This is a genomic window from Streptomyces sp. AM 2-1-1 (assembly GCF_029167645.1).
In the GTDB taxonomy this organism is placed as follows: domain Bacteria; phylum Actinomycetota; class Actinomycetes; order Streptomycetales; family Streptomycetaceae; genus Streptomyces.
The window spans coordinates 2,744,539-2,766,420 of record NZ_CP119147.1 but is presented as its reverse complement, the minus strand read 5'-3'; the positions used below and the strand labels follow the sequence as shown (position 1 = coordinate 2,766,420).

Genomic DNA, 21,882 nt, shown 5'->3' with positions numbered 1-21,882 from the left:
CGCGTCGTACGGGGTGAGTCGTTCGGAGCAGGGTGGCCCCACCCGCCGGGCGCACCCATCGACCAGCACGCGGACGACCGCTGGGGAGAGCGTCTTCTCAGAAGTGCCGTCTCGATCGCGGAAGGCGCTCGACGCGGAGCCGCGCCCGCGTCCGATCGTCCTGTCAGACGGCAAGCAGACGGGCGGTCGACTCGGTGATCCAGGAACTCACTGCGCTGTGCAGCGAGGGATTGGTCGTCAGCACCTCTTCGTGGGAGCCCCAGTTCTCGCGGACCGCTCGTGCCACGTCGCCCGCGACTGCGGCGAGATGGGCGTCGGTGGTGCCGAATCTCCGGTCCAGGGCGCCCTCCAGCCGCTCGAAGGCGGAGAGTCCGACACGGTCGAAGCGCTTGCTTCCGCCGAATTTCAGTCCCAGATCCTCCGTCTCGTCTCCCGGGGCGTACGGAACGGTCGAGACCAGGTCGTAGACCGGGGACAGCGAAGGGTTGCGGCCGTCCGCATAGATGAGGGACCAGTTCTTGAGGTGCGCATCGCCGTTCCCGACGGCCACGGAGAAGGCGATTCGACGCGCGGCCTCACGAAGGGAGGCCACGTCCCGCTTGCGGTAGGAGATGGCGGCGACGGTTTCGAAGGACGACATGTACTTGTCCTGCGGGTACTTGTCCCGTACCTGTGCGAAGTCCTCGATGTGGATACGGGTGCGCTTCCTGTCCGCCGTGCGATCGAAACGCCGCACCGCGTACGCCCACACCTCGGAGTTGGGCCACATGCGATGGGGCAGCCCTTCGAGCTGGTCACGGTGGAGCAGACGTACCTCGGGCGCGTCGATGCCGACGGACTTGGCGAGTGACATGATCGCGTACTCGTTGCGCGGGACATCGGCGTGCCGGTAGTCGGGGAACTTGACCAGCCAGTCGCCGATCTCACCCCCCGTCGGCACCGTGAGCCGGTCTCCGTGCGACAGCATCGAGAACTTGAGCGCCACCCCTGCCAGCGAGAAGCGCCACGGCGAAGGTCCGTCCGCTCCTCCCGCGGACACGTCTCCTCCTGCGGAGGGGTCCTGCCACTCCCAGTCCTCTTCGGGCCCCTCCGCCTTCAGGATCTGGACGGCTCCCGGCAGATCGTGGCCGACCTGGGCCAGGAGCTCCATCTCCCGATCCAGCGAGACCCCCCGATCGTCCGCGATCCATTCGCGAAGGGGACCCTCGGGGAGGAGGTTGGAGAACCATTTGGGCAGCCGCAGGGCGGATGCGTAGGGCGCTCTGAGATTCTCCTCGAATCGCAGTCCCAGAACGGAACGCTGGGGGTCGTCAAGGTAGCGATCGCTCATGACGAAGCGTGTGTAGTCACCCTTCTGACACAGCGTCCCGACGCGTAGCCCATGAAGGAGAACCGCATAATAATTCTCGCTGGTGGCGCCCATGATCCTAGTTGTCCGTTCGGTTGTCGATCGGTCTCCGTACGGCGATCAGTACCCCTCGGGCACAATCGGAATGTCGGGCTCTTCGCTCTCGTTGAATTCATCGTCCAAGTCGAGAGAATCCAACGTGGGCGTGTCCTCGTAGTCCCACTCCGCCATGTGGTCGATGAAGCGGACCAACTGTTCCCGGATGGTGTCCTGGCGCTTCGCCAGAAAAGAATCGCGATCCCGGTTGGCCAGCTCCGCGACCTCGCGGTTGAGCTGGTGCGAGGCCAGTACCGCGTCCCAATCCCTGTCCTCGATTTCCGGCGGCTGCATCGCCAGGGCCGCCGGGAGTTCTGATACGGGGTCCATGTTGGTCGGCAGGAAGAGGCGGTTGGCGGGCGACAACCGGGACCGCGCATCCCCGAAGCGGGGGTAGATCATGGGAGCGGCATTCGCCGCCGTCCTGTCCTGCTCCAGCAGGGCGTTCAGACTCTGGGCGTCCAGTTCCTCGCCGGTGGTGAGCGAACGCGGGCCCAGCGACCACCACGCACTCAGAATGATCTTCGTCGTCGCCTCGTTGGTGCGGAAGCGATCGGCGCTGGGACGGACCGGGGCCGCATCGGCGATCGTGGCCAGCATGGCGTGGAGAGAGCCCTCCTCGTCGCCGGGCCGGATCTTCCCGCCGAGGGTGCGACTGAACTGCGTGAAACTCCCTCTGAAGACCATGGGCCCGACCAGGGAGAGCCGCCAGTACAGCCTTCGCAGCAGCCTGATGTTGTTCCTTCCCGGATGCGGGAAGTGCGCGAAGAACCGGGTGAGGGTGACGAGCAGGGCCCTGTAGGGCAACAGGGAGATGTGGGGGACTCCGGCTTCCTGGATCAGGAAATTGGCTGCGCGAACCAGAGCTTCCTCTCCCTGGGAGAAGGCCGTGGGCTCGTCTTCGTCCGGGAATTCCGACTGTGTGCGGCGGCCGGTCAGGGAGAATTCGACACGGATGTCCCTCATGGGATCCGGGCCGCGACGCGCGAGGACCGACGCGAGGATGGTTCCGGTATCGATACTGCCGAAGCCGGTCCTGGCGGCCACGTTGTCGGAGATCTTGGCCAGAGTCAGGCGCTCGTCCGAGCCCTTTTCCTCACCTGAGTACAGGGCGGAGAAGATCTCGCCGCGGTTCAGCTTGCGGCCGAAGTTGTTCATGCGGTCGAAGATGTCGGTCAGGACAGCTCTGTCGTCGTGGCGGACGAGGTAGGCGGGGACTTTGTACTGCCGCAGTGCGGTGGCCACCCGCTCGGCTTCGTCGAAGTGATCGGCGGCGCCCAGGCCGTCGGTCCGGAACCAGGTGAGCAGTTTCTTGAGATCGAAAAGCACGGGGAGAGCGATGTGGTGCGCTTCCAGGGAGTGGGGGCTCTCCACGAACTCCCTCTCCGCGAGGTCGTAGTACACGTTGAAGGGCTTGTACTCGTGACCCACCGGGCTCAGCGCGTTCGCGAGACTCGTCAGGCGCTGCTGACCGTCCACGACCCACAGCGACTCGTCGTGCGCCGGAGCCGTCAGCCGGAGCTTGCCGAGCATGAACTTCTCCGACTGCTGCCTGCGGACCCACAGCAGCAGGTTGCCGATGGGATACCCCTTGACGATGCTGTCGAACAGGCGGAGGACGTCCTTGCTCTGCCAGCGGAAGTCGCGCTGGAAGTGGGGCACGCGGATTCGCCCGCCCCACGCCAGAGGGATCAGGTCGCCGAGCTCGTAGGTGGTGGCAGTGGGCTGTGCGTCGAGCCCGCCGGGGCCGGTCGTCATAGCTGTCTCCAGGGCATGTGCGCTCATCTCGACCGTGTGGCCTGCGGCAAGCAGATCCTTTCACGCGGCATCCGAGCCGATCCATGAACTTCGAGCCATTGAGTATGTCCGCAGTGGATCGCAGGCGGCGGCGCTGCGGCACTCAAAGTCACCTCCCCATTATTCGCGACGTTCAGAAGCGACGCTTATGGTGGAGAGGTGATCGAAGCCCGCCATCTCCGTGTCCTGCGCGCCGTCGCCACCACCGGCTCGTTCTCCGCCGCCGCCCGCGAACTGGGCTTCACCCAGCCGGCCATCAGCCAGCAGATGAAGGCGCTGGAAACGTCGGCCGGCACGCCGCTGCTGATCCGTACCGGCCGGGAGATGCGGCTCACGCAGGCGGGCGAGGCCCTCGTGCGGCACGCCTCCGGCATCCTCGCGGGGCTGACCGCCGCCGAGGAGGAGGTCGCCGCCATCGCCGGGCTGCGCGCGGGGCGGGTGCGGCTCGTCTCGTTCCCCAGTGGGAGCTCCACCCTCGTCCCGAGTGCGCTGGCCGCGCTGCGCGCCGAGCACCCCGGCACCCAGGTCTCGCTGGTGGAGGCGGAACCGCCGCGATCGGTGGAGATGCTCCGGGACGGAGACTGCGACATCGCCCTGGCGTTCCGGTACGGCGACCCGGGCGTGGAGTGGGACGACCTGGTGGTCCGCCCGCTGCTCGCGGACCGGCTGATCGGGCTGCTGCCCGAGGACCACCGGCTGGCCGGGACGGACGCGATCGGCATCGGCGAACTCGCCGGCGAACCCTGGATCGCCGGCTGCCCCCGCTGCCGCCGCCAGCTCGTGGAAGTGTGCGAGGAGTCCGGCTTCACCCCGCGCATCGACTTCGCCACCGACGACTACCCCGCCGTGATCGGACTGGTCGGCGCCGGTCTCGGCGTGGCGGTGCTGCCCGCACTGGCGATCGAGTCGGTACGCCCCAAGGGGGCCGTGACCGTGACGGTGGAGCCGGCCATCGAGCGCGAGATCGTGGCCCTGACCCTGCCGGACCTGGCGCGGGTCCCGGCGGTGGCGGCCACCCTGGACCAGCTCTCCCTGGCCGCGGCCCGCTGAACGCACGACGGAGCGCCCTTCCGTGCGAGCCGTGCGGGTGCCCGGTCACGGAGGGTGGGCGCGGAACTGCGGAAACGTTACTGCGGTACGGGACGGCGAGCGGGTCAGTCCTGATGCGCGCCGTCGGCCGGGCCGGCGTCGTCCGCGGCGGCGGCGTGCACGGCCGCAGCGGGCGGGGCGGCGTGCGCGGCCGTGATCAGCCGGTTGCGGGCCCGGCCCATCAACTCCTCGCGTTCGTCCTCGGTCAGGCCGCCCCACACGCCGTAGGGCTCGCGCACCGCCAGCGCGTGGGCGGCGCACTCGGCGCGTACCGGGCAGCGCATGCACACCTCTTTCGCCGAGGTCTCGCGGGCGCTCCGGGCGGCTCCGCGTTCGCCCTCGGGGTGGAAGAAGAGTGAGCTGTCGACCCCTCGGCAGGCCGCGAGCAGCTGCCAGTCCCACAGGTCCGCGTTGGGCCCGGGAAGGCGGGAGAAATCTGCCATTGCTTGTCCCCTCGAAACCGTGCTCTGCCGGAGACGTCGTCCCGGCAATCGCAGTCCGTCGTCGTCCGTCGGTGGCCGATCCTCGGTTCCTCGGTTCCTCAGTTCCTCAGTGACCGAGCCGCGACCGCACATCTACGGTCGTAGTAGATGTAAATATGACTGATTGCGAATCTAGTCACAGACACCAGCAAAAGGGAAGAAAAGCCGCCAAATAGGGCACGCCGACCCGTGAAGTTTCGGTTGAAGAGTGAAGGGCCCGCGCCGATCCGCTCCGTGTGCGGCCCTTCACGTAGAGTGCCGAACCCTACGGTCCGACCCGTAACTCTTTCGAGTGACCATCGTTGAGAGTGCGGAGGCGGTTGGCGACGAACCGGCTCGGGCACATGTCCGAGGGGGTCAACCGCACAGGTGACGACTTGTATCAGCCTGGAGGCTCAAGGTGACGCGCATCAGCTGCGGAGGACGGTCATGACATCCGTCCTCGTCTGCGACGACTCCCCGCTCGCCCGAGAGGCGCTCCGTCGTGCGGTTGCGACCGTGCCCGGCGTCGAGCGAGTGACGACGGCGGCCAACGGCGAGGAAGTCCTCCGCCGCTGGGGAGCCGACCGTTCGGATTTGATTCTGATGGACGTGCGCATGCCCGGCCTGGGGGGAGTGGAGACCGTCCGGCGGCTGCTCTCCGCCGACCCCGGGGCGCGGATCATCATGCTGACGGTTGCCGAGGACCTGGACGGGGTCGCGCTCGCGGTCGCCGCCGGCGCCCGCGGCTACCTGCACAAGGACGCCTCGCGTGCCGAGCTGCGGGCCACCGTGACCCAGGCGCTGGCCGATCCGACGTGGCGGCTCGCCCCGCGCCGGCTGCGGTCCGCGGAGATGGGCGCGGCCCCCACGCTCACCGCGCGGGAGATCCAGGTGCTCGAGGGCATGAGCCACGGCCGATCCAACGCGGAGATCGGGCGCGAGCTCTTCCTCTCCGAGGACACGGTCAAGACCCACGCCCGCAGACTCTTCAAGAAACTCGGGGCCTCGGACCGCGCCCACGCGGTGGCCCTCGGATTCCGCTGGGGTCTGGTGCGCTGAGACTGTCGGGCGCCCTCCGACCGGGTGGTGGACGCGGTCGGGTGCGTACGGGGCCGAGGCGCCGGGACGGCCTCGTAGCCGGAGCCATCAGGGCTTTTCGACCCGGTGGGAAGCGTGCGTGCCCGGGCGCGGCCGGCCGGTCGGAGGCCACCCGACAGGTTCTGGGCGTGACCGTCCCCCGTGCCGGAGCCGTCCCCGTCCGCCGACCCGCGGACGGGGCCACGGACGGCGCGGACGGGGCGGCCCACCCGTGGCGGAACGGTCGCGGAGGCGATGGGTGACGCTTCCCGGCCGATGACGCATCCTTGAACTGTGGAGTTCCTCGGGAACGATTCGGTCCAGCGGATCCAGCGGAAGGGGAGGGCGCAGGACATGACATCCGGCGCACCCGCTCGTAACGCTTCGGTGCACAACTCGGAACGCGATGACGCGGACCGGTCGGCACCGGGGCACCATGGTCCGATGCGTGACGACGAGACGACGGTGATCGCTGCCCTGGTGCACCGGGCCGTGGACGGCGACGCGCAGGCCACCCACGATCTGCTCGCCCTCGTCCACCCTCTCGCCCTGCGGTACTGCCGGTCCCGGCTGAACCGGCTGCCCGGTGACGCCCGTCACTTCGGCGAGGACCTCGCGCAGGAGGTGTGCGTCGCCGTCCTCATGGCGCTGCCCCGCTACCGTGACACCGGCCGCCCCTTCGAGGCGTTCGTCTTCGCCATCGCCGGGCACAAGGTCGCCGACCTGCAGCGCGCCGCGATGCGCCACCCGGGTTCCACGGCCGTCCCGTCCGACGAGATGCCCGAACGCCCCGACGACTCCCTCGGCCCGGAGGAGCGCGCCCTGCTCAGCAGCGACGCGGCCTGGGCCAAGAAGCTCCTCGCCAACCTCCCGGAGAACCAGCGCGAGCTGCTCGTCCTGCGGGTCGCGGTCGGCCTGACCGCCGAGGAGACCGGACAGATGCTGGGCATGTCCCCCGGCGCGGTCCGCGTCGCCCAGCACCGCGCGCTCAGCCGGCTCCGGGCCCTCGCGGAGCAGTGATCCCCACCTCACCGGTGGGTGCCCGGCGGGAGCGGGCCCGGGCACGCACGGCGCCCGGCTCCCCGTAGGAAGCTACGGAAAGCGCGGGTGATCTTGCTCGTGGAATGAGACACCCCGGAAGGCCGTTAGCATGGACATCCGCACCGATCAAGACCATTTGGGGAAGGTGTCATGACTGCAAACGTCGACGGAGTGCCTGAGAAGTTCGCCACGCTCGGGCTGACATACGACGACGTGCTGCTGCTGCCGGGCGCGTCCGAGGTCCTGCCCAACGCGGTCGACACCTCGTCCCTCATCTCCCGCAACGTGCGCGTGAACATCCCCCTGCTGTCGGCCGCCATGGACAAGGTGACCGAGTCGCGGATGGCCATCGCGATGGCCCGTCAGGGCGGCGTCGGCGTACTGCACCGCAACCTCTCCATCGAGGACCAGGTGAACCAGGTCGACCTGGTGAAGCGGTCCGAGTCCGGGATGGTCACCGACCCGATCACCGTGCACCCCGACGCCACCCTCGGCGAGGCGGACGCGCTCTGCGCGAAGTTCCGTATCAGCGGGGTGCCGGTCACCGACGCCGCGGGCAAGCTCCTCGGCATCGTGACCAACCGTGACATGGCCTTCGAGTCCGACCGTTCGCGCCAGGTGCGCGAGGTCATGACGCCGATGCCGCTCGTCACCGGCAAGGTCGGCATCTCCGGCGTGGAGGCGATGGAGCTGCTCCGTCGCCACAAGATCGAGAAGCTGCCGCTGGTCGACGACGCCGGCATCCTCAAGGGCCTCATCACGGTCAAGGACTTCAAGAAGGCCGAGCAGTACCCGCACGCCGCCAAGGACGCCGAAGGCCGTCTGCTGGTCGGCGCGGCGGTCGGCGCGAGCCCCGAGGCGCTCGACCGCGCCCAGGCGCTCGCCTCCGCCGGGGTGGACTTCCTGATCGTCGACACCTCGCACGGCCACAACAGCAACGCCCTCTCCTGGATGGCGAAGATCAAGTCGAGCGTCGGCATAGACGTCATCGGCGGCAACGTCGCCACCCGCGACGGTGCCCAGGCACTGATCGACGCCGGCGTGGACGGCGTGAAGGTCGGCGTCGGACCCGGCTCGATCTGTACCACCCGCGTGGTCGCCGGCATCGGCGTCCCGCAGGTCACCGCGATCTACGAGGCCGCGCTCGCCGCGCGCGCCGCGGGGGTCCCCGTGATCGGCGACGGCGGCCTGCAGTACTCCGGCGACATCGGCAAGGCGCTCGCCGCGGGAGCGGACAGCGTGATGCTGGGCAGTCTCCTCGCGGGGTGCGAGGAGTCCCCGGGCGAGCTGATGTTCATCAACGGCAAGCAGTTCAAGTCGTACCGCGGCATGGGCTCGCTGGGCGCCATGCAGTCCCGCGGTCAGGGCCGGTCGTACTCCAAGGACCGGTACTTCCAGGCCGAGGTGTCCTCGGACGACAAGCTCGTCCCCGAGGGCATCGAGGGACAGGTGCCCTACCGCGGTCCGCTGGGCAACGTCCTCCACCAGCTCGTCGGCGGCCTCCGCCAGACGATGGGTTACGTGGGCGCCGCCTCCGTCGACCAGATGGAGAGCAAGGGCCGCTTCGTCCGCATCACCTCCGCGGGTCTCAAGGAGAGCCACCCGCACGACATCCAGATGACGGTCGAGGCGCCGAACTACAGCAGGAAGTAGCACCCACCGACGGGGTGCGGGAGGGGCGGCCGGGTTTCCCGGGCCGCCCCTCAGCGGTGTCTGGCGGATCATGGCCGGACGCCGCCTCCGACACGTGTCGGGGATACTGGTCAGCGCAGACGTAGAGGGAAAGGCCACACATCGTGACTGAGATCGAGATCGGGCGCGGCAAGCGCGGCCGCCGGGCATACGCATTCGACGACATCGCTGTCGTACCGAGCCGCCGGACCCGGGACCCGAAGGAGGTCTCGATCGCCTGGCAGATCGACGCCTACCGCTTCGAGCTGCCGTTCCTGGCCGCTCCCATGGACTCCGTCGTGTCCCCCCAGCACGCCATCCGCATCGGTGAGCTCGGCGGACTCGGCGTCCTCAACCTGGAAGGTCTCTGGACCCGCCACGAGGACCCGCAGCCGCTGCTCGACGAGATCGCCGAGATGCCGGTCGAGTCCGCGACCCGCCGCCTCCAGGAGATCTACTCCGCGCCGATCCAGGAGGAGCTGATCGGGCAGCGCATCAAGGAGGTGCGCGATTCCGGTGTCGTCACCGCCGCCGCGCTCTCGCCGCAGCGCACCGCCCAGTTCTCCAAGGCCGTCGTCGACGCCGGGGTGGACATCTTCGTCATCCGCGGCACGACCGTCTCCGCCGAGCACGTCTCCGGTGCCGCCGAGCCGCTCAACCTCAAGCAGTTCATCTACGAGCTCGACGTCCCGGTGATCGTCGGCGGCTGCGCCACGTACACCGCCGCCCTGCACCTGATGCGCACCGGCGCGGCGGGTGTGCTGGTCGGCTTCGGCGGCGGCGCCGCCCACACCACCCGCAACGTCTTCGGCATCCAGGTGCCGATGGCGACCGCGGTGGCGGACGTGGCGGGTGCCCGCCGCGACTACATGGACGAGTCCGGCGGCCGGTACGTGCACGTCATCGCGGACGGTGGCGTCGGCTGGTCCGGCGACCTCCCGAAGGCCATCGCCTGCGGCGCGGACGCTGTCATGATGGGCTCCCCGCTGGCCCGCGCCACCGACGCTCCGGGCCGCGGCCGCCACTGGGGCATGGAGGCCGTCCACGAGGACGTGCCGCGCGGCAAGCTGGTGGACCTGGGTCCGGTCGGTACGACCGAGGAGGTGCTGACCGGTCCGTCGCACACCCCGGACGGCTCGATGAACATCTTCGGCGCCCTGCGCCGCGCGATGGCCACGACCGGCTACAGCGACCTCAAGGAGTTCCAGCGCGTCGAGGTCACCGTGGCGGACTCGCAGCACCGCCGCTGATCCCGCACCGCATCCGCACGGAGGAGGGCCCCGACCGCAGATGGTCGGGGCCCTCCTCGCCGTGCCCGCCGGGTCAGTCGGAGACCTTCTTGGCGGCGGAGAACGCGGCGAACGCGGCGATCACGAAGAAGACGAGGCCCATGAAGTCGAAATCGGCCTTCCAGGCCTCGTTCAGCAGGGCGAAGTGGTCGAAGAACAGCTCCGAGACGGTGACCGGAAGGTCCTTGGCGGCGATCATCGCCTCGCCGAGCAGCTGGCCGAAGTAGACCGCGACGAGGGCGAAGACCGCGCTGACCACCGGCAGCACCGGGTTGCGGCCGCCGAGCTTGCCCGAGGCGAGGCCGACGACGAAGCCGACACCGATGGCCGCGTAGCCGATCTCGTGCTTGGTGGCTCCGATGATCGCGCCGTAGAGGCCGGCGGCGACGACGGCCGCGACGAGGGCGCCGAGCAGGCCGAGGCCCAGGTTGTTGCGGGCCGGAGCCGCCGGTGCGAAGGGCGCGCCGGGGAACGGGCCGTTCTGCCCCGGCTGACCGCCCGCGAACGGGTTTCCGGTCGGCGCTCCGGGCTGCTGGGCGGCGAAGGGGTTTCCGGTGGGGGCGCCCGGGGCGGGGGCGGCCGGCGCGCCGTGCGGAGGCGCCGGCGGAGCGTCGGTGGTCGGTGCCGTGGGCTGCTCGGCCGCGTACGGGTTGCCGGCGACGGGCTGCCCGTCGGCGGGCTGCTGGGGCTGGTGGGACGGCGGCACGGGCTGGCTCATGGTGGAGATCCCCCCTGGGACGAATGCGCGCACGAGTGTGCGACGGATGCGCACGACTGTGCGAAAGGTGACGCCGCAGGCTAGCAGCCCCTTACGACACCGCCCAGTGAAATCCCGACCCTTCTGCCGCCCGCACCCGCTCCCTCCGCCTCACAGCCGGTGCGCGGCCCCCGCAGGGGTGGCGCCCCGGGTGTCGAGGAGCAGCTGCGCCTTCACCGCGAGGCCCTGGAGGTCGTACGTCCGGTGGTGCTGGAGGAGCAGCGTCAGGTCGGCCGCTGCCGCCGCCTCGTACAGCGAGTCGGCCCGGGGGACGGGGACGTCGCGGACGCGCCAGTCCAGGACGTGCGGGTCGTGGTAGCCGATCTGGGCGCCCAGGTCCGTCAGCCGGCTCGCGATCTCGCGGGCCGGTGCCGCCTCCTGGTCGGCGTTGTCCGGTTTGTAGGTGACGCCGAGCAGGAGGATGCGGGCGCCCCGCACCGATTTGCCGTGCTCGTTGAGCAGGGTGGCGCTGCGCCGGATGACGTAGTTCGGCATGCGGTCGTTGATCTCCTGCGCCATGGCGACCAGGCGAAGCGGGGTGGCGGGGGTGTGGCCCGGGACGGTGCCGGGGTCGAGGGCGACGCCGTGGCCGCCGACGCCGGGGCCGGGGCGGAACGCCTGGAAGCCGAAGGGCTTGGTCTCGGCGCACCGGATGACGTCCCAGAGGTCGACGCCGAGGTCGTGGCAGAGCACCGCCATCTCGTTGACGAGGGCGATGTTCACGTGCCGGAAGTTTGTCTCCAGCACCTTGGTCATCTCCGCCTCGCGCGGGCCCCTGGCCCGTACCACCTTGTCGGTCAGCCGGCCGTAGAACGCGGCGGCGGACTCGGTGCAGGCAGGGGTGAGACCGCCGATGACCTTCGGGGTGCTCGCGTAGGTGTGGGTGCGGTTGCCGGGGTCCAGGCGGCCGGGGGAGCAGGCGAGGTGGAAGTCGCGTCCCGCGCGGAGCCCGGACCCCTCTTCGAGCAGCCCGCGCAGGAAGGTCTCGGTGGTGCCGGGCGGTACGGCCGACTCCAGCAGCACCGTGGTGTGCGGGCGCAGCCGGGCCGCCAGGGCGCGGGCCGCGTCGCCGAGGGCGGTCAGGTCGACGGTGCGGTCGCTCCGCTGGGGGGTGGGGGAGCAGATCACCGCGGTGCGGACCCGGCCGAGTTCGGTGGCGTTGGTGGTGGGGCGGAAGCCCCGGGAGAGCATCCGGCGGACCTCGGACGCGGTGAGGGAGCCCTCGACCGGGGTGCGCCCGGCGCTGAGGTCGGCGTACGGGCCGGGATCGGTGTCGTAGCCGAGGGTGTCGATGCCGGCGGCGACCGCCGCTCGGGCGAGGGGCAGGCCGAGGTGACCGAGTCCGATGACGGCGAGGTCTGCGGGCATGCGGGGGTCGTCCTTCCCAGAGGACCATGAGGACCGGAAGCGCAACCGCTGTGGGCTGTGCCAGTTCAGACTAGGCGTAAATATGACCTGTATGTCGCATTTATGTCGTACGGGATGACCGCTGTCGTCCCCCGTCCCCCGGGTGCCGTCCACAGGCGGTGGCTGAAGTCGCGGTACGCGGACAGAATCGGGACGTGGGCACGGCCGTCCCGGCCCCACGGTGACCGGACGCATCGCCCGGGCACCCGCCCACCCCGATCCACCGGGAGGCAGAGTTGAGGACATCGACACTGGGACCCGCCGAGCGGGCCGAGGCGCTCGCCGCGATGGCCGAGCGCGAACTGGACGTGCTCGTCGTCGGGGCCGGCGTGGTCGGTGCCGGCACGGCACTGGACGCCGCCACCCGCGGCCTCGCCACCGGCCTGGTGGAAGCCCGCGACTGGGCCTCCGGCACCTCCAGCCGATCCAGCAAGCTCATCCACGGCGGCCTGCGCTACCTGGAGATGCTCGACTTCGCCCTGGTCCGCGAGGCGCTCAAGGAACGCGGACTCCTGCTGGAACGCCTCGCGCCCCATCTGGTGAAACCGGTCCCCTTCCTCTACCCCCTGCAGCACAAGGGGTGGGAGCGGCTGTACGCGGGTTCCGGCGTGGCGCTCTACGACGCGATGTCGCTCTCCTCCGGGCACGGCCGCGGCCTCCCCGTCCACCGCCACCTCTCCCGCCGCAGCGCCCTGCGCGTCGCCCCCGCGCTCCGCAAGGACGCCCTGGTCGGAGCCTTGCAGTACTACGACGCCCAGATGGACGACGCCCGCTTCACCGCCACCCTGGTGCGTACCGCGGTCAGCTACGGCGCGCACGCCGCCAACCGCGCGCGGGTGTCCGGATTCCTCCGGGAGGGCGAACGCGTCGTCGGCGCCCTCGTCGAGGACGTCGAGACCGGCGGCCGCTACGAGGTCCGGGCCAGGCAGGTGGTCAACGCGACCGGCGTGTGGACCGACGACACCCAGGCGCTGATCGCCGAGCGCGGGCAGTTCCACGTCCGTGCCTCCAAGGGCATCCACCTCGTCGTGCCGAAGGACCGCATCCACTCCTCGACCGGCCTGATCCTGCGGACCGAGAAGTCCGTCCTCTTCGTCATCCCCTGGGGGCGCCACTGGATCGTCGGCACCACGGACACCGACTGGAGCCTCGACAAGGCCCACCCGGCCGCCTCCAGCGCCGACATCGACTACCTCCTCGAACACGTCAACACCGTGCTCTCCACCCCCCTCACCAGGGACGACGTCGAAGGCGTCTACGCCGGGCTGCGCCCGCTGCTGGCCGGCGAGTCGGACGCCACCAGCAAGCTCTCCCGCGAGCACACGGTGGCGCACCCGGTGCCCGGCCTGGTGGTGGTCGCGGGCGGCAAGTACACGACGTACCGGGTGATGGCGAAGGACGCCGTGGACGAGGCCGTGCACGGGCTCGACCAGCGGGTCGCCGAGTGCGTCACGGAGGACATCCCGCTGCTGGGCGCCGAGGGGTACCGCGCCCTGTGGAACGCCCGCGCCCGGATCGCCGCCGCCACCGGACTCCACGTGGTGCGGGTGGAGCACCTGCTCAACCGGTACGGCTCGATGGCGGAGGAGGTCCTCGCGCTCATCGGGGAGGACCCGTCGCTGGGCGAACCGCTGCCCGCGGCCGACGACTACCTTCGCGCCGAGATCGTCTACGCCGCCTCGCACGAAGGCGCCCGCCACCTCGACGACGTGCTCACCCGGCGGACCCGGATCTCCATCGAGACCTTCGACCGGGGCACCCTGAGCGCCCGTGTCTGCGCGGAGCTGATGGCCCCGGTGCTGGGCTGGGACACCGACCGGGTCGACCGCGAGGTGGAGCACTACGAGAAGCGGGTCGAGGCCGAACGGGAGTCGCAGCGCCAGCCCGACGACCTGACCGCCGACGCGGCACGGCTCGGCGCCCCGGACATCGTGCCGATCTGACGGGGCGTCCCGCGGCCCGGCGCCGACCCGCGCGCCGGGCGGCCGGTTCCGCCGTGTCGCGTCCTCCTTCCCGTGCGCCCGCCGGTCTCCGTCACCGTCGCGCGCCTTCCTGTCGCCCGGCCGTCGCCTCCGGTCGTCGGCCCGTCGACGCATGGGAGGGCGACGAGCGGGCACCCGAGCGCACAATGGAGCGCGCCTGCGGGCCGGTTCCCGGCCCGGAGGACGAAGAGGCGGAGTGCGCCGGAGATCTGTGGTTCGCTGGTCGCGGCGCCCGAGCGGACGGAGTACGGTCCGGGCGGCGCCGGAGCCCGGCCGGCCGCCCGCGGACATACCGTCGTCGGCCGAGTCGTGGCCGAGCCCGGACCCGGCACCAGAACCGGTCCCGGGGTGAGGGACAATGAACGCTCTGCCAGGGCGGGTTGATCGCAGAGGGGACGCATGTCGGAGGCGGAGCAGGCAAACGGGCCCCAACGGGACACCGAGGGACGTCTTCTCGCGGGGCGGTACCGGCTCGGGAAGGTGCTCGGCCGGGGCGGCATGGGTACCGTCTGGCGCGCCGAGGACGAGACCCTCGGCCGTACGGTCGCGGTGAAGGAACTCCGGTTCCCCACGGCCATCGACGAGGACGAGAAGCGACGGCTGATCACGCGCACGCTGCGCGAGGCGAAGGCGATCGCGCGCATCCGCAACACCAGCGCCATCACCGTCTACGACGTGGTCGACGAGGACGACCGGCCGTGGATCGTCATGGAACTGGTCGAGGGCAAGTCCCTCGCCGAAGTGATCCGTGAGGACGGCACGCTGACGCCCCGACGGGCGGCGGAGGTCGGACTCGCCATCCTCGACGTGCTGCGCTCCGCGCACCGCGAGGGGATCCTGCACCGGGACGTGAAGCCGTCCAACGTGCTGATGTCCCAGGAAGGCCGGGTGGTCCTCACCGACTTCGGCATCGCGCAGGTCGAAGGCGACCCCTCGGTGACCTCCACCGGGATGCTGGTCGGCGCCCCCTCGTACATCTCGCCGGAGCGCGCCCGCGGCCACAAGCCCGGACCGCCCGCCGACCTCTGGTCGCTCGGCGGTCTGCTCTACGCGAGCGTCGAGGGCAGCCCTCCGTACGACAAGGGCTCGGCCATCGCGACGCTGACCGCCGTGATGACCGAACCGCTCGACCCGCCGAAGAACGCCGGGCCGCTGAAGGACGTCATCTACGGCCTCCTCGCCCGCGACCCCGAGCAGCGGCTCGACGACGCCGGTGCGCGGGCCCTGCTCACCGCCGTCGTCAACGCGCCGGAGCAGCCGGCCGCCGACGCCACCCGGATCATGTCGCTGCCCACCGGGGTGGGGCCGGCCTCCGCGGACGGGCCCACCCCGCCCCCGGCCGACGCGCGGACGCCGGCGCCCACCCCGGCCGGCGAGGGCACCCGCGACCGTCTGCGCGGCGCGCTGCGCTCGGTGCGCAACTCGAAGGCCGCCGCCGCGGGGGCGGCGGGTGCGTCCGCCGCGACCCCGGCCGAGGCGGCCCCGTCCGGCCCGACCGCCACCGGCGAGCGGCCCGCCGCCGGCCGTACGGCGGCCGGCGCCGGTGTCGTCACGGCCTCGGCGTCCGGACCGGTGCCGCCGCGCGGGACCGGTGCGTCCCCCCGTGCCTCGCTCACCGACGTGGTGCCGCGCCGGACCCTGGCGATCATCGCCGGTGTCGTGGTGCTGGCCGTCGTCGGCACGGTGCTCGCGCTCAACCTCGGCGGAGACGACTCCGACACCAAGGGCGCGGGGACGCAGGGGAGTCCGGCCGCATCCACCGGTGGGGCCGACGCCTCCGGCAAGGACGACGACGGTACGGAGGGGCAGGGGAAGTCCGAGGACTCCGCAACCCCCTCCCCGGCCGGTACCCCGTCGGCGTCCCCCACGCCGTCGAAGAGCGCGCCCCCGCGGAGCGAGGACCCCGACGCGCTGCCGCAGGGGTACGCGAAGGTCACCGACAGCCGCTTCCACTTCTCCATGGCGATGCCCGCCTCCTACCGGCGCACCGACATAGCCGGCACCAGTTCCGGCGGCGTCTACAACGCCTCGAAGGGCGACTTCCCGCGCGTCCAGGTCGACTACAACAGCTCGCCCGGCAAGGACGCCGCCGCGGCCTGGTCGGCGGCGGTCGCGGGGACGCGGGCCATGAGCAACGACTACCGGCACATCGGCATCGAGAAGGTCGACTACCGCGGTTATCCGACCGTCGCGGACTGGGAGTTCGAGCGCACCCAGAACGGTGAGCGGATCCACGTCCTCAACCGCGGCTTCCGGGCCGACTCCACCCACGGTTACTCGATCATGGTGAGCTGCCCGGCCGCCGAGTGGGACGCGAAGGAGTGCCGCACCCTGCGCGAGACGGCGTTCGCCACCTTCGCGCAGAAGGACTGAGGCCACGCGGTGACCGCCTCCGGCGGGCGGTCACCGCGCCGTCGGCCCCCGCCCGCGGGGGCCCGGACCGTCCGGGTTGGCGCGACCCGGACGCACCGCCGCGTCCTGCCACGTATCGTAAGAGGGCGAGAACCGTGCGCAGCCGTGAGGGCGTGTCATATGTACGGAAACGACCGTGGGACGACAGGTCGTGCGGATCTCATGACCGGGGGACCGTGCGCTCTGGGGAGGCGTCGTGGATGACTACGCGGGTCGGGTGCTCGCCGACCGCTACCGCCTTCCGCTGCCGCCTTCCGACGCCTACGAACTCGTCGAGACGCGGGCCTTCGACACCTACAGCGGCCAGGAGGTCCTGGTCCGGCAGGTCCCGCTGCCCGAGGTCGTCGACGCCGAGGTGCTCGACGGCGACGGACACCCCTCGCCGGTGCGCAGGGCCTCCGGCCGGGCCGTACGCCGCTCCTCCGACCCCGCGGTCCGCCGGGCGATAGAGGCGGCGCAGACCGCCGCCCAGGTGCCGGACCACCCGCGGCTGGACCAGGTCTTCGACGTGTTCGCCGAGGCGGGCTCGCTCTGGATCGTCAGCGAACTCGTCCCGGCCCGGCCGCTCGCCGCGCTCCTGGCGGAACGCCCCCTCAACCCGTACCGCGCCGCCGAGATCGGCTCCGACGTGCTCACCGCCCTGCGGGTGCTGCACGCGCACGGCTGGACCCACCGCAACATCACCGTGCGCACGGTGCTGGTCTGCGACGACGGCCGGGTGATGCTGACCGGCCTCGCGGCGGGCGCCGCCGAGGAGGCCCTCTGCGGGTACGTCACCGTGCCCCGGCCCGACCAGGACGATCCGGGGATCCCGCTCCAGCGGCACGAAGGCGACGACGGCTTCGGCGACACGTCCGGCGAGCCCTTCGACGACGGTGGCGAGGGAACCGGCGACGGCGGGGACGAGGACGACGACGGCCGGGACCCCGACGGCCCCGGACACGGCGACCGGGGCGGACGCGCCACCGCGCCGCCCGCCCCGCTCCCCCCTGCGCTGCCGGCCGCCGAGGACGCCGGGTACGGCGGCGGGTACCTCCCCGCCGCGCTCCCCCCGGCGCGGCCCGCCGGACCCGACCCGTACGCGCCGGAGCACGAAGCCCGCGACCCGTACGCGCAGGGAGCCCCGGCGCGGCCCGCCGGGTACGAGCCGGAGGCGTTCCCGCGCCCGGAGGGCGGGGGGCAGGAGCTGGTGCCCCGTCCGGCCGCCCCCGCGGTCCCGCGCCACCTGCCCCCGGAGTCCGCCGCGCCCGCAGGCGCCGCGCTGCCGCCCGCCGAGCCCGGCGCGGGGTCCTCCGCCCAGTTGCGGGCCGCCCGGGCCGGCGCGATAGCGGCCTACCGGGCGGGTACCCGGGCGGCAACGGCCCGCGTCACCGAGGAGCAGCTGCGCGCCGAGGAACGCCGCCGGGCCGAGGAGGAGCAGCGCCTGGCCGAAGAGGAGCGGGCGGCCGAGGAGGAGCAGCGGGCGGCCGAGGAGCCGGAGCCGCATGTTCCGCCGCGCCCCGCCGCCGGAGCGCTGCCGCCGCTGCCCAGTGGGTGGGGCCGCTCGTCCGCGGACCTCTACCCCGACCGCTACGACGACGAGGACGACGAGGACGACGACGACCCGCAGGACCCGGGCCCGGCCGCGCCGGGCCGCCGCGTCCACCTCGCGGGGTCCTGGGAGGACGGCCACTCGGGCCGCCCCGTGTCCGCGGGCGGTTCCGGTGCCGACGCCCTGCGGGCGGACGCCCACCGCGAGTCGTCGCCCGCCGCACGGACCCGGGCCGATGTCGAGCGCGTCCCGGCCGGGGGCTGGGACTCCGTCGTCGCCTCCGGCGACCAGGGGCCCGTGTACCGGGGGCCGGCCACCCCGCTCGCCGCCGAGCGCGCCCGGCAGGCCCGGATCGCCGTCGTCGGTGCCGTCACCGAGCGGTGGGCGCCGGAGCAGGCCGGACCGGTCCACGAGAACTGGCAGCTCGCCCCGCCCATCGGCCCCGCCACCGACCTCTGGGCGCTCGGCGCCCTGCTCTACCGCGCGGTCCAGGGGCACGCCCCCTACCCGGAGGAGAACGCCGCCGAGCTGGTCCAGATGGTGTGCGGGGAACCGCCCGCCTTCGCGGAGGAGTGCGGGGCGCTGCGCCCCGTCGTGGAGTCCCTGCTGCGCCAGGACCCCGCCGAGCGGCCCGACTTCGAGGAGCTGCGGGGCTGGCTGCGCTCCCTCGTCCGCTCCGCGCCGGAGCCCGAGGCCGGAGCGGACGTCGTCCCGCTGCCCGCCGCCGACGCCGGCAAGCTGCCCATCGTCCGCCGCAAGGGCGAACTCGTCCGCAGGCGCAGGGGCCGTTTCCGCTCCGCGTCCCAGGGCCGGCACCGCCAGGGCCGGCAGGGCGGCCCGGGCCTCCAGGAGGAGGGCGGGCTGGAGTCCCTGGGGCTGCGCGCCCACCCGGAGCCGGACGAGCGGGCCTACCGCGAGCCGCCCCGGCCACAGGCGTACCACCAGCCTCCGGAGCCCCAGGAGCGACGTCCGCCCCGGGAGCCGCGCGAGCCCAAGGTGCTGCGCGACAAGGGCGGCAGGCCGCCGCGCCGCCTCGGCAGGCTGCTCCTCCTGCTCATCCTGCTGGCGCTGGCCGGGGCCGTGGTCTACGCGGTCGCGTTCCTGCCGAAGAACGAGGACGCCACCCGCACGGGCGCCGCGCCCACCCCGGCGGCCACCGGCTCGGCGGCGCCCTCGGGCTCCGCGCCGCCGGCGGAGAAGCCCTCCCCGTCCGCCTCCGACGCGGCCTCGTCGGCGCCCGGCACCCAGGATCCGCAGACGAGCCGCTCCGCCGTCGCGCTCCCGCCGGGGTACACGCTCCGCAAGGACCCGGAGGGGTTCGAGGTGGGCGTGTTGAAGGACTGGCAGCGCAGCCCCGCCAACGCGGACCGGCAGGTCCGCTACGGCAGCGACGGGTTCAGCCTGCTGATCGTGCCGGGCCGGGACACCGTGCGGGCCAACGGCGCCGACCCGCTGGCGTACCAGCGGGACAGGGAGGCCGAGTTGCAGCCCTTCCGCGACTCCTCCTGGTCGACGGCGACCGGGCTCCGCCGGGTCGACGTCGGTCGGCAGGCCATGGCCGAGGGGCAGTACACCTGGCAGGACGTAAACGGCCGTGAGGTGTACGTCCGCAACCTCGCGATGGTCGTCGACGGCCGCTACCACATCATCCAGGTCATCGGCCCCGTCAACGAGCGCGACCAGGTCACCTCGATCTACCAACAGGTCATCTCCTCGTACAAGGTCACCTCCTGACGGTCCGGAATGTTCCGGTACGACGCCCTCCGGGGCATCACAGTGCGGTCTCGTGAGGCGGTGCGAGGTTCCCCGGCTCCGGGGCCCTCCGTAACCTGGCACCCGAGGAACGGGGCGGGGACGAGACGTGGATCACTCATCGAACAGCGGCAGCGGCGACGGCAGGCGCACCGGAAGGGTCGCGGCGACGGCGGCCGGCCTGGTGCTCGCGGGGCGGTACCGCCTGGTGGACGTGCTGGGCCGGGGCGGCATGGGCAAGGTGTGGCGGGCGGAGGACGAGGTGCTCCACCGCACGGTCGCCGTCAAGGAGTTGACCGCGGGCCTGTACGTCGCCGAGGCCGACCGGGCGGTGCTGCACGCGCGCACCCGCAAGGAGGCGCGGGCCGCCGCGCGGATCAGCCACCCCGGCGTCGTCACCGTCCACGACGTCCTCGACCACGACGACCGGCCGTGGATCGTCATGCAGTACGTCGACGGCCCGTCGCTCGCCGACTCCGCCAAGGAGAACGGTGAGGTCACCCCGCACGAAGCGGCGCGGATCGGCCTCGGTGTGCTGGGCGCGCTCGGTGCCGCGCACGCGGCGGGGGTGCTGCACCGGGACGTCAAGCCCGGCAACGTGCTGCTCGCCCGCAACGGACAGGTCCTCCTCACCGACTTCGGCATCGCCGCCATCGAGGGCGACTCGACGATCACCCGGACTGGCGAACTCATTGGCTCCATCGACTACCTGGCGCCGGAGCGGGTGCAGGGCCACGACCCCGGGCCGGCGTCGGACCTCTGGTCGCTGGGCGCCACGCTGTACGCGGCGATCGACGGCCGGTCCCCCTTCCGCCGGTCGTCCCCCCTCGTGACCATGCAGGCGATCGTCTCGGACGAACCGTCGATGCCCGCGACGGCCGGGACCCTCGGGCCGGTGATCGCCGCCCTGCTCCGCAAGGACCCGGCCGGGCGGCCCTCGGCCGCCGAGACCGAGCGGATGCTGCGGAGCGTGCTGACGGGCCGCGAGCCGCGCACCGCGCAGGTGTACGTGGACACGCGGCCCTACCCGGGTGGGACGCCGCCCGGACCGGGCGCGCCGTACGCGCGGACGGATCGGGAAGGGCCGTCCGGGCAGCGGGACCGGACCGCGCCGACCACGCGGCAGCCGGGACCGGCGGCACAGAGTGCGCCCACCCCGCCGGGGCCGTCCGGGCAGACGTCCGCCACGCCCGCGTACTCCTCGCCCGCCCCCGTGTCCGGCGCCCCCGCGCCCGGGTACGGCGTGGCCGCGCCACCGGCCGGCACCGGTGCGTTCGGAGCGCCCCGGCCCCCCACCGGCCCGGGCGCGGGCCCGGGGAGCCGGTCGCGGCGGCGCCGCACTCTGGTGGCCGTGGTGGTGGCGGTGGTGCTCGGCGCCGGAGCCGGACTCGGTGCCGTGCGGTACGTGAACCGCGCCGACGACGAGGCCGGACCGCCCACGCCCACCGTCACCGCGCGGGGGTCCACCGCCGGCCCGTCCGACGGCCCCTCCACCGACCCGAGCGACGACCCGAGCGACGTCGCCGCGTCGTCCGGGGGCACCGGTTCGGTGGACGCCGTGACACCACCGGGGTGGAAGCGGGTGGACGACCCGGCCGGCTTCAGTCTCGCCGTGCCGGAGGGCTGGGAGCGCCGGACCGAGGGCACCCAGATCGACTACACCCCGGACGGGGGCGGACACCGCATCCGCATCAGCGTCGACGGGGAACCCGACTTCGACACCCCGTACGCCCACATGCTCGCCATGGAGAAGAACCTCGAGGACCGGCTCCCCGGGTACGCGCGCGTCTCCCTGGAGCAGAACACCTTCCGCGACCACTCCGGCTCACTCTGGGACTTCACCTGGACGGAGACGAAGGACCATCCGGGGGAGCGGCGGGGGATCGACCAGATGTACTTCGGCGGCACCGGAGGCCCGGAGTACGCGCTCTACCTGACCGCGCCGGTGGACGACTGGGAGAACACCCGGGATCTCTTCGACACGATGCTCAGGAGCTGGACCCCGCCCTCCGGCGACGAGTGAGACGGGAGCGGCCCACGGCGGGCGCGGGGGCTGCGCGCCGACAGGGCCCCCGCCCCGGATTTTCGCTTTCGCATCCGGAACGGAGCTGATCAGCGGTTATGTCGCCAGCGATCACTGGCTGCATGGGAGGAGTGTGAAAAGGCCGT

The 21,882-nt window shown here is 72.3% G+C and carries 14 protein-coding genes; 9 read left to right on the top strand and 5 right to left on the bottom strand.

All coding sequences use genetic code 11. The features are described from left to right. Window positions 1–163: 163 nt before the first annotated feature. Window positions 164–1,423 (bottom strand): HipA domain-containing protein, encoded by a 1,260-nt coding sequence (locus tag PZB77_RS11665; protein WP_275492519.1) that lies wholly within the window; start codon window positions 1,421–1,423, stop codon window positions 164–166. Between the two features lie 45 nt (window positions 1,424–1,468). Then, window positions 1,469–3,229: a DUF262 domain-containing protein gene (locus PZB77_RS11660; RefSeq protein ID WP_275492518.1), complete on the bottom strand. Its 1,761-nt coding sequence runs from the start codon at window positions 3,227–3,229 to the stop codon at window positions 1,469–1,471. Between the two features lie 171 nt (window positions 3,230–3,400). Here PZB77_RS11660 and PZB77_RS11655 point away from each other — a divergent pair, with 171 nt between their 5' ends. Beyond that, window positions 3,401–4,291: a LysR family transcriptional regulator gene (locus PZB77_RS11655; protein ID WP_275492517.1), complete on the top strand. Its 891-nt coding sequence runs from the start codon at window positions 3,401–3,403 to the stop codon at window positions 4,289–4,291. 104 nt (window positions 4,292–4,395) lie between these two features. On the opposite strand, the gene PZB77_RS11650 is transcribed toward PZB77_RS11655, so the two are convergent. After that, on the bottom strand, window positions 4,396–4,773 hold the full coding sequence (locus PZB77_RS11650) for a WhiB family transcriptional regulator (RefSeq protein ID WP_275492516.1): 378 nt from the start codon (window positions 4,771–4,773) through the stop codon (window positions 4,396–4,398). Window positions 4,774–5,241: 468 nt separating this feature from the next. Between PZB77_RS11650 and PZB77_RS11645 the strand changes: the two genes are divergently transcribed. The 4 genes from PZB77_RS11645 (at window position 5,242) to PZB77_RS11630 (ending at window position 9,833) form a co-directional block, all read left to right on the top strand. Further along, complete coding sequence (locus tag PZB77_RS11645) at window positions 5,242–5,853, top strand: response regulator transcription factor (protein ID WP_003948568.1); 612 nt, start codon at window positions 5,242–5,244, stop codon at window positions 5,851–5,853. Window positions 5,854–6,315: 462 nt separating this feature from the next. Continuing rightward, window positions 6,316–6,891, top strand: a complete 576-nt coding sequence (locus tag PZB77_RS11640) for a sigma-70 family RNA polymerase sigma factor (protein ID WP_275492515.1) — start codon at window positions 6,316–6,318, stop codon at window positions 6,889–6,891. A gap of 171 nt (window positions 6,892–7,062) precedes the next feature. Continuing rightward, entirely contained in the window at window positions 7,063–8,565 is a 1,503-nt protein-coding gene (guaB, locus tag PZB77_RS11635) for an IMP dehydrogenase (protein ID WP_275492514.1), read from the top strand. A gap of 143 nt (window positions 8,566–8,708) precedes the next feature. After that, window positions 8,709–9,833 (top strand): GuaB3 family IMP dehydrogenase-related protein, encoded by a 1,125-nt coding sequence (locus PZB77_RS11630; RefSeq protein ID WP_275492513.1) that lies wholly within the window; start codon window positions 8,709–8,711, stop codon window positions 9,831–9,833. Between the two features lie 73 nt (window positions 9,834–9,906). Here PZB77_RS11630 and PZB77_RS11625 read toward each other — a convergent pair whose 3' ends face one another. Beyond that, window positions 9,907–10,590, bottom strand: a complete 684-nt coding sequence (locus PZB77_RS11625) for a hypothetical protein (RefSeq protein WP_275492512.1) — start codon at window positions 10,588–10,590, stop codon at window positions 9,907–9,909. A 150-nt stretch (window positions 10,591–10,740) separates the two neighbouring features. After that, window positions 10,741–11,997: a nucleotide sugar dehydrogenase gene (locus PZB77_RS11620; protein ID WP_275492511.1), complete on the bottom strand. Its 1,257-nt coding sequence runs from the start codon at window positions 11,995–11,997 to the stop codon at window positions 10,741–10,743. A 275-nt stretch (window positions 11,998–12,272) separates the two neighbouring features. Between PZB77_RS11620 and PZB77_RS11615 the strand changes: the two genes are divergently transcribed. From PZB77_RS11615 to PZB77_RS11600, 4 genes are all read left to right on the top strand, one after another. Further along, window positions 12,273–13,979: a glycerol-3-phosphate dehydrogenase/oxidase gene (locus tag PZB77_RS11615; protein WP_275492510.1), complete on the top strand. Its 1,707-nt coding sequence runs from the start codon at window positions 12,273–12,275 to the stop codon at window positions 13,977–13,979. 438 nt (window positions 13,980–14,417) lie between these two features. Beyond that, complete coding sequence (locus PZB77_RS11610; RefSeq protein WP_275492509.1) at window positions 14,418–16,391, top strand: serine/threonine protein kinase; 1,974 nt, start codon at window positions 14,418–14,420, stop codon at window positions 16,389–16,391. Window positions 16,392–16,626: 235 nt separating this feature from the next. Further along, complete coding sequence (locus PZB77_RS11605; protein ID WP_275492508.1) at window positions 16,627–19,695, top strand: protein kinase; 3,069 nt, start codon at window positions 16,627–16,629, stop codon at window positions 19,693–19,695. Between the two features lie 202 nt (window positions 19,696–19,897). Continuing rightward, complete coding sequence (locus PZB77_RS11600) at window positions 19,898–21,736, top strand: protein kinase (RefSeq protein WP_275496020.1); 1,839 nt, start codon at window positions 19,898–19,900, stop codon at window positions 21,734–21,736. Window positions 21,737–21,882: the final 146 nt, after the last annotated feature.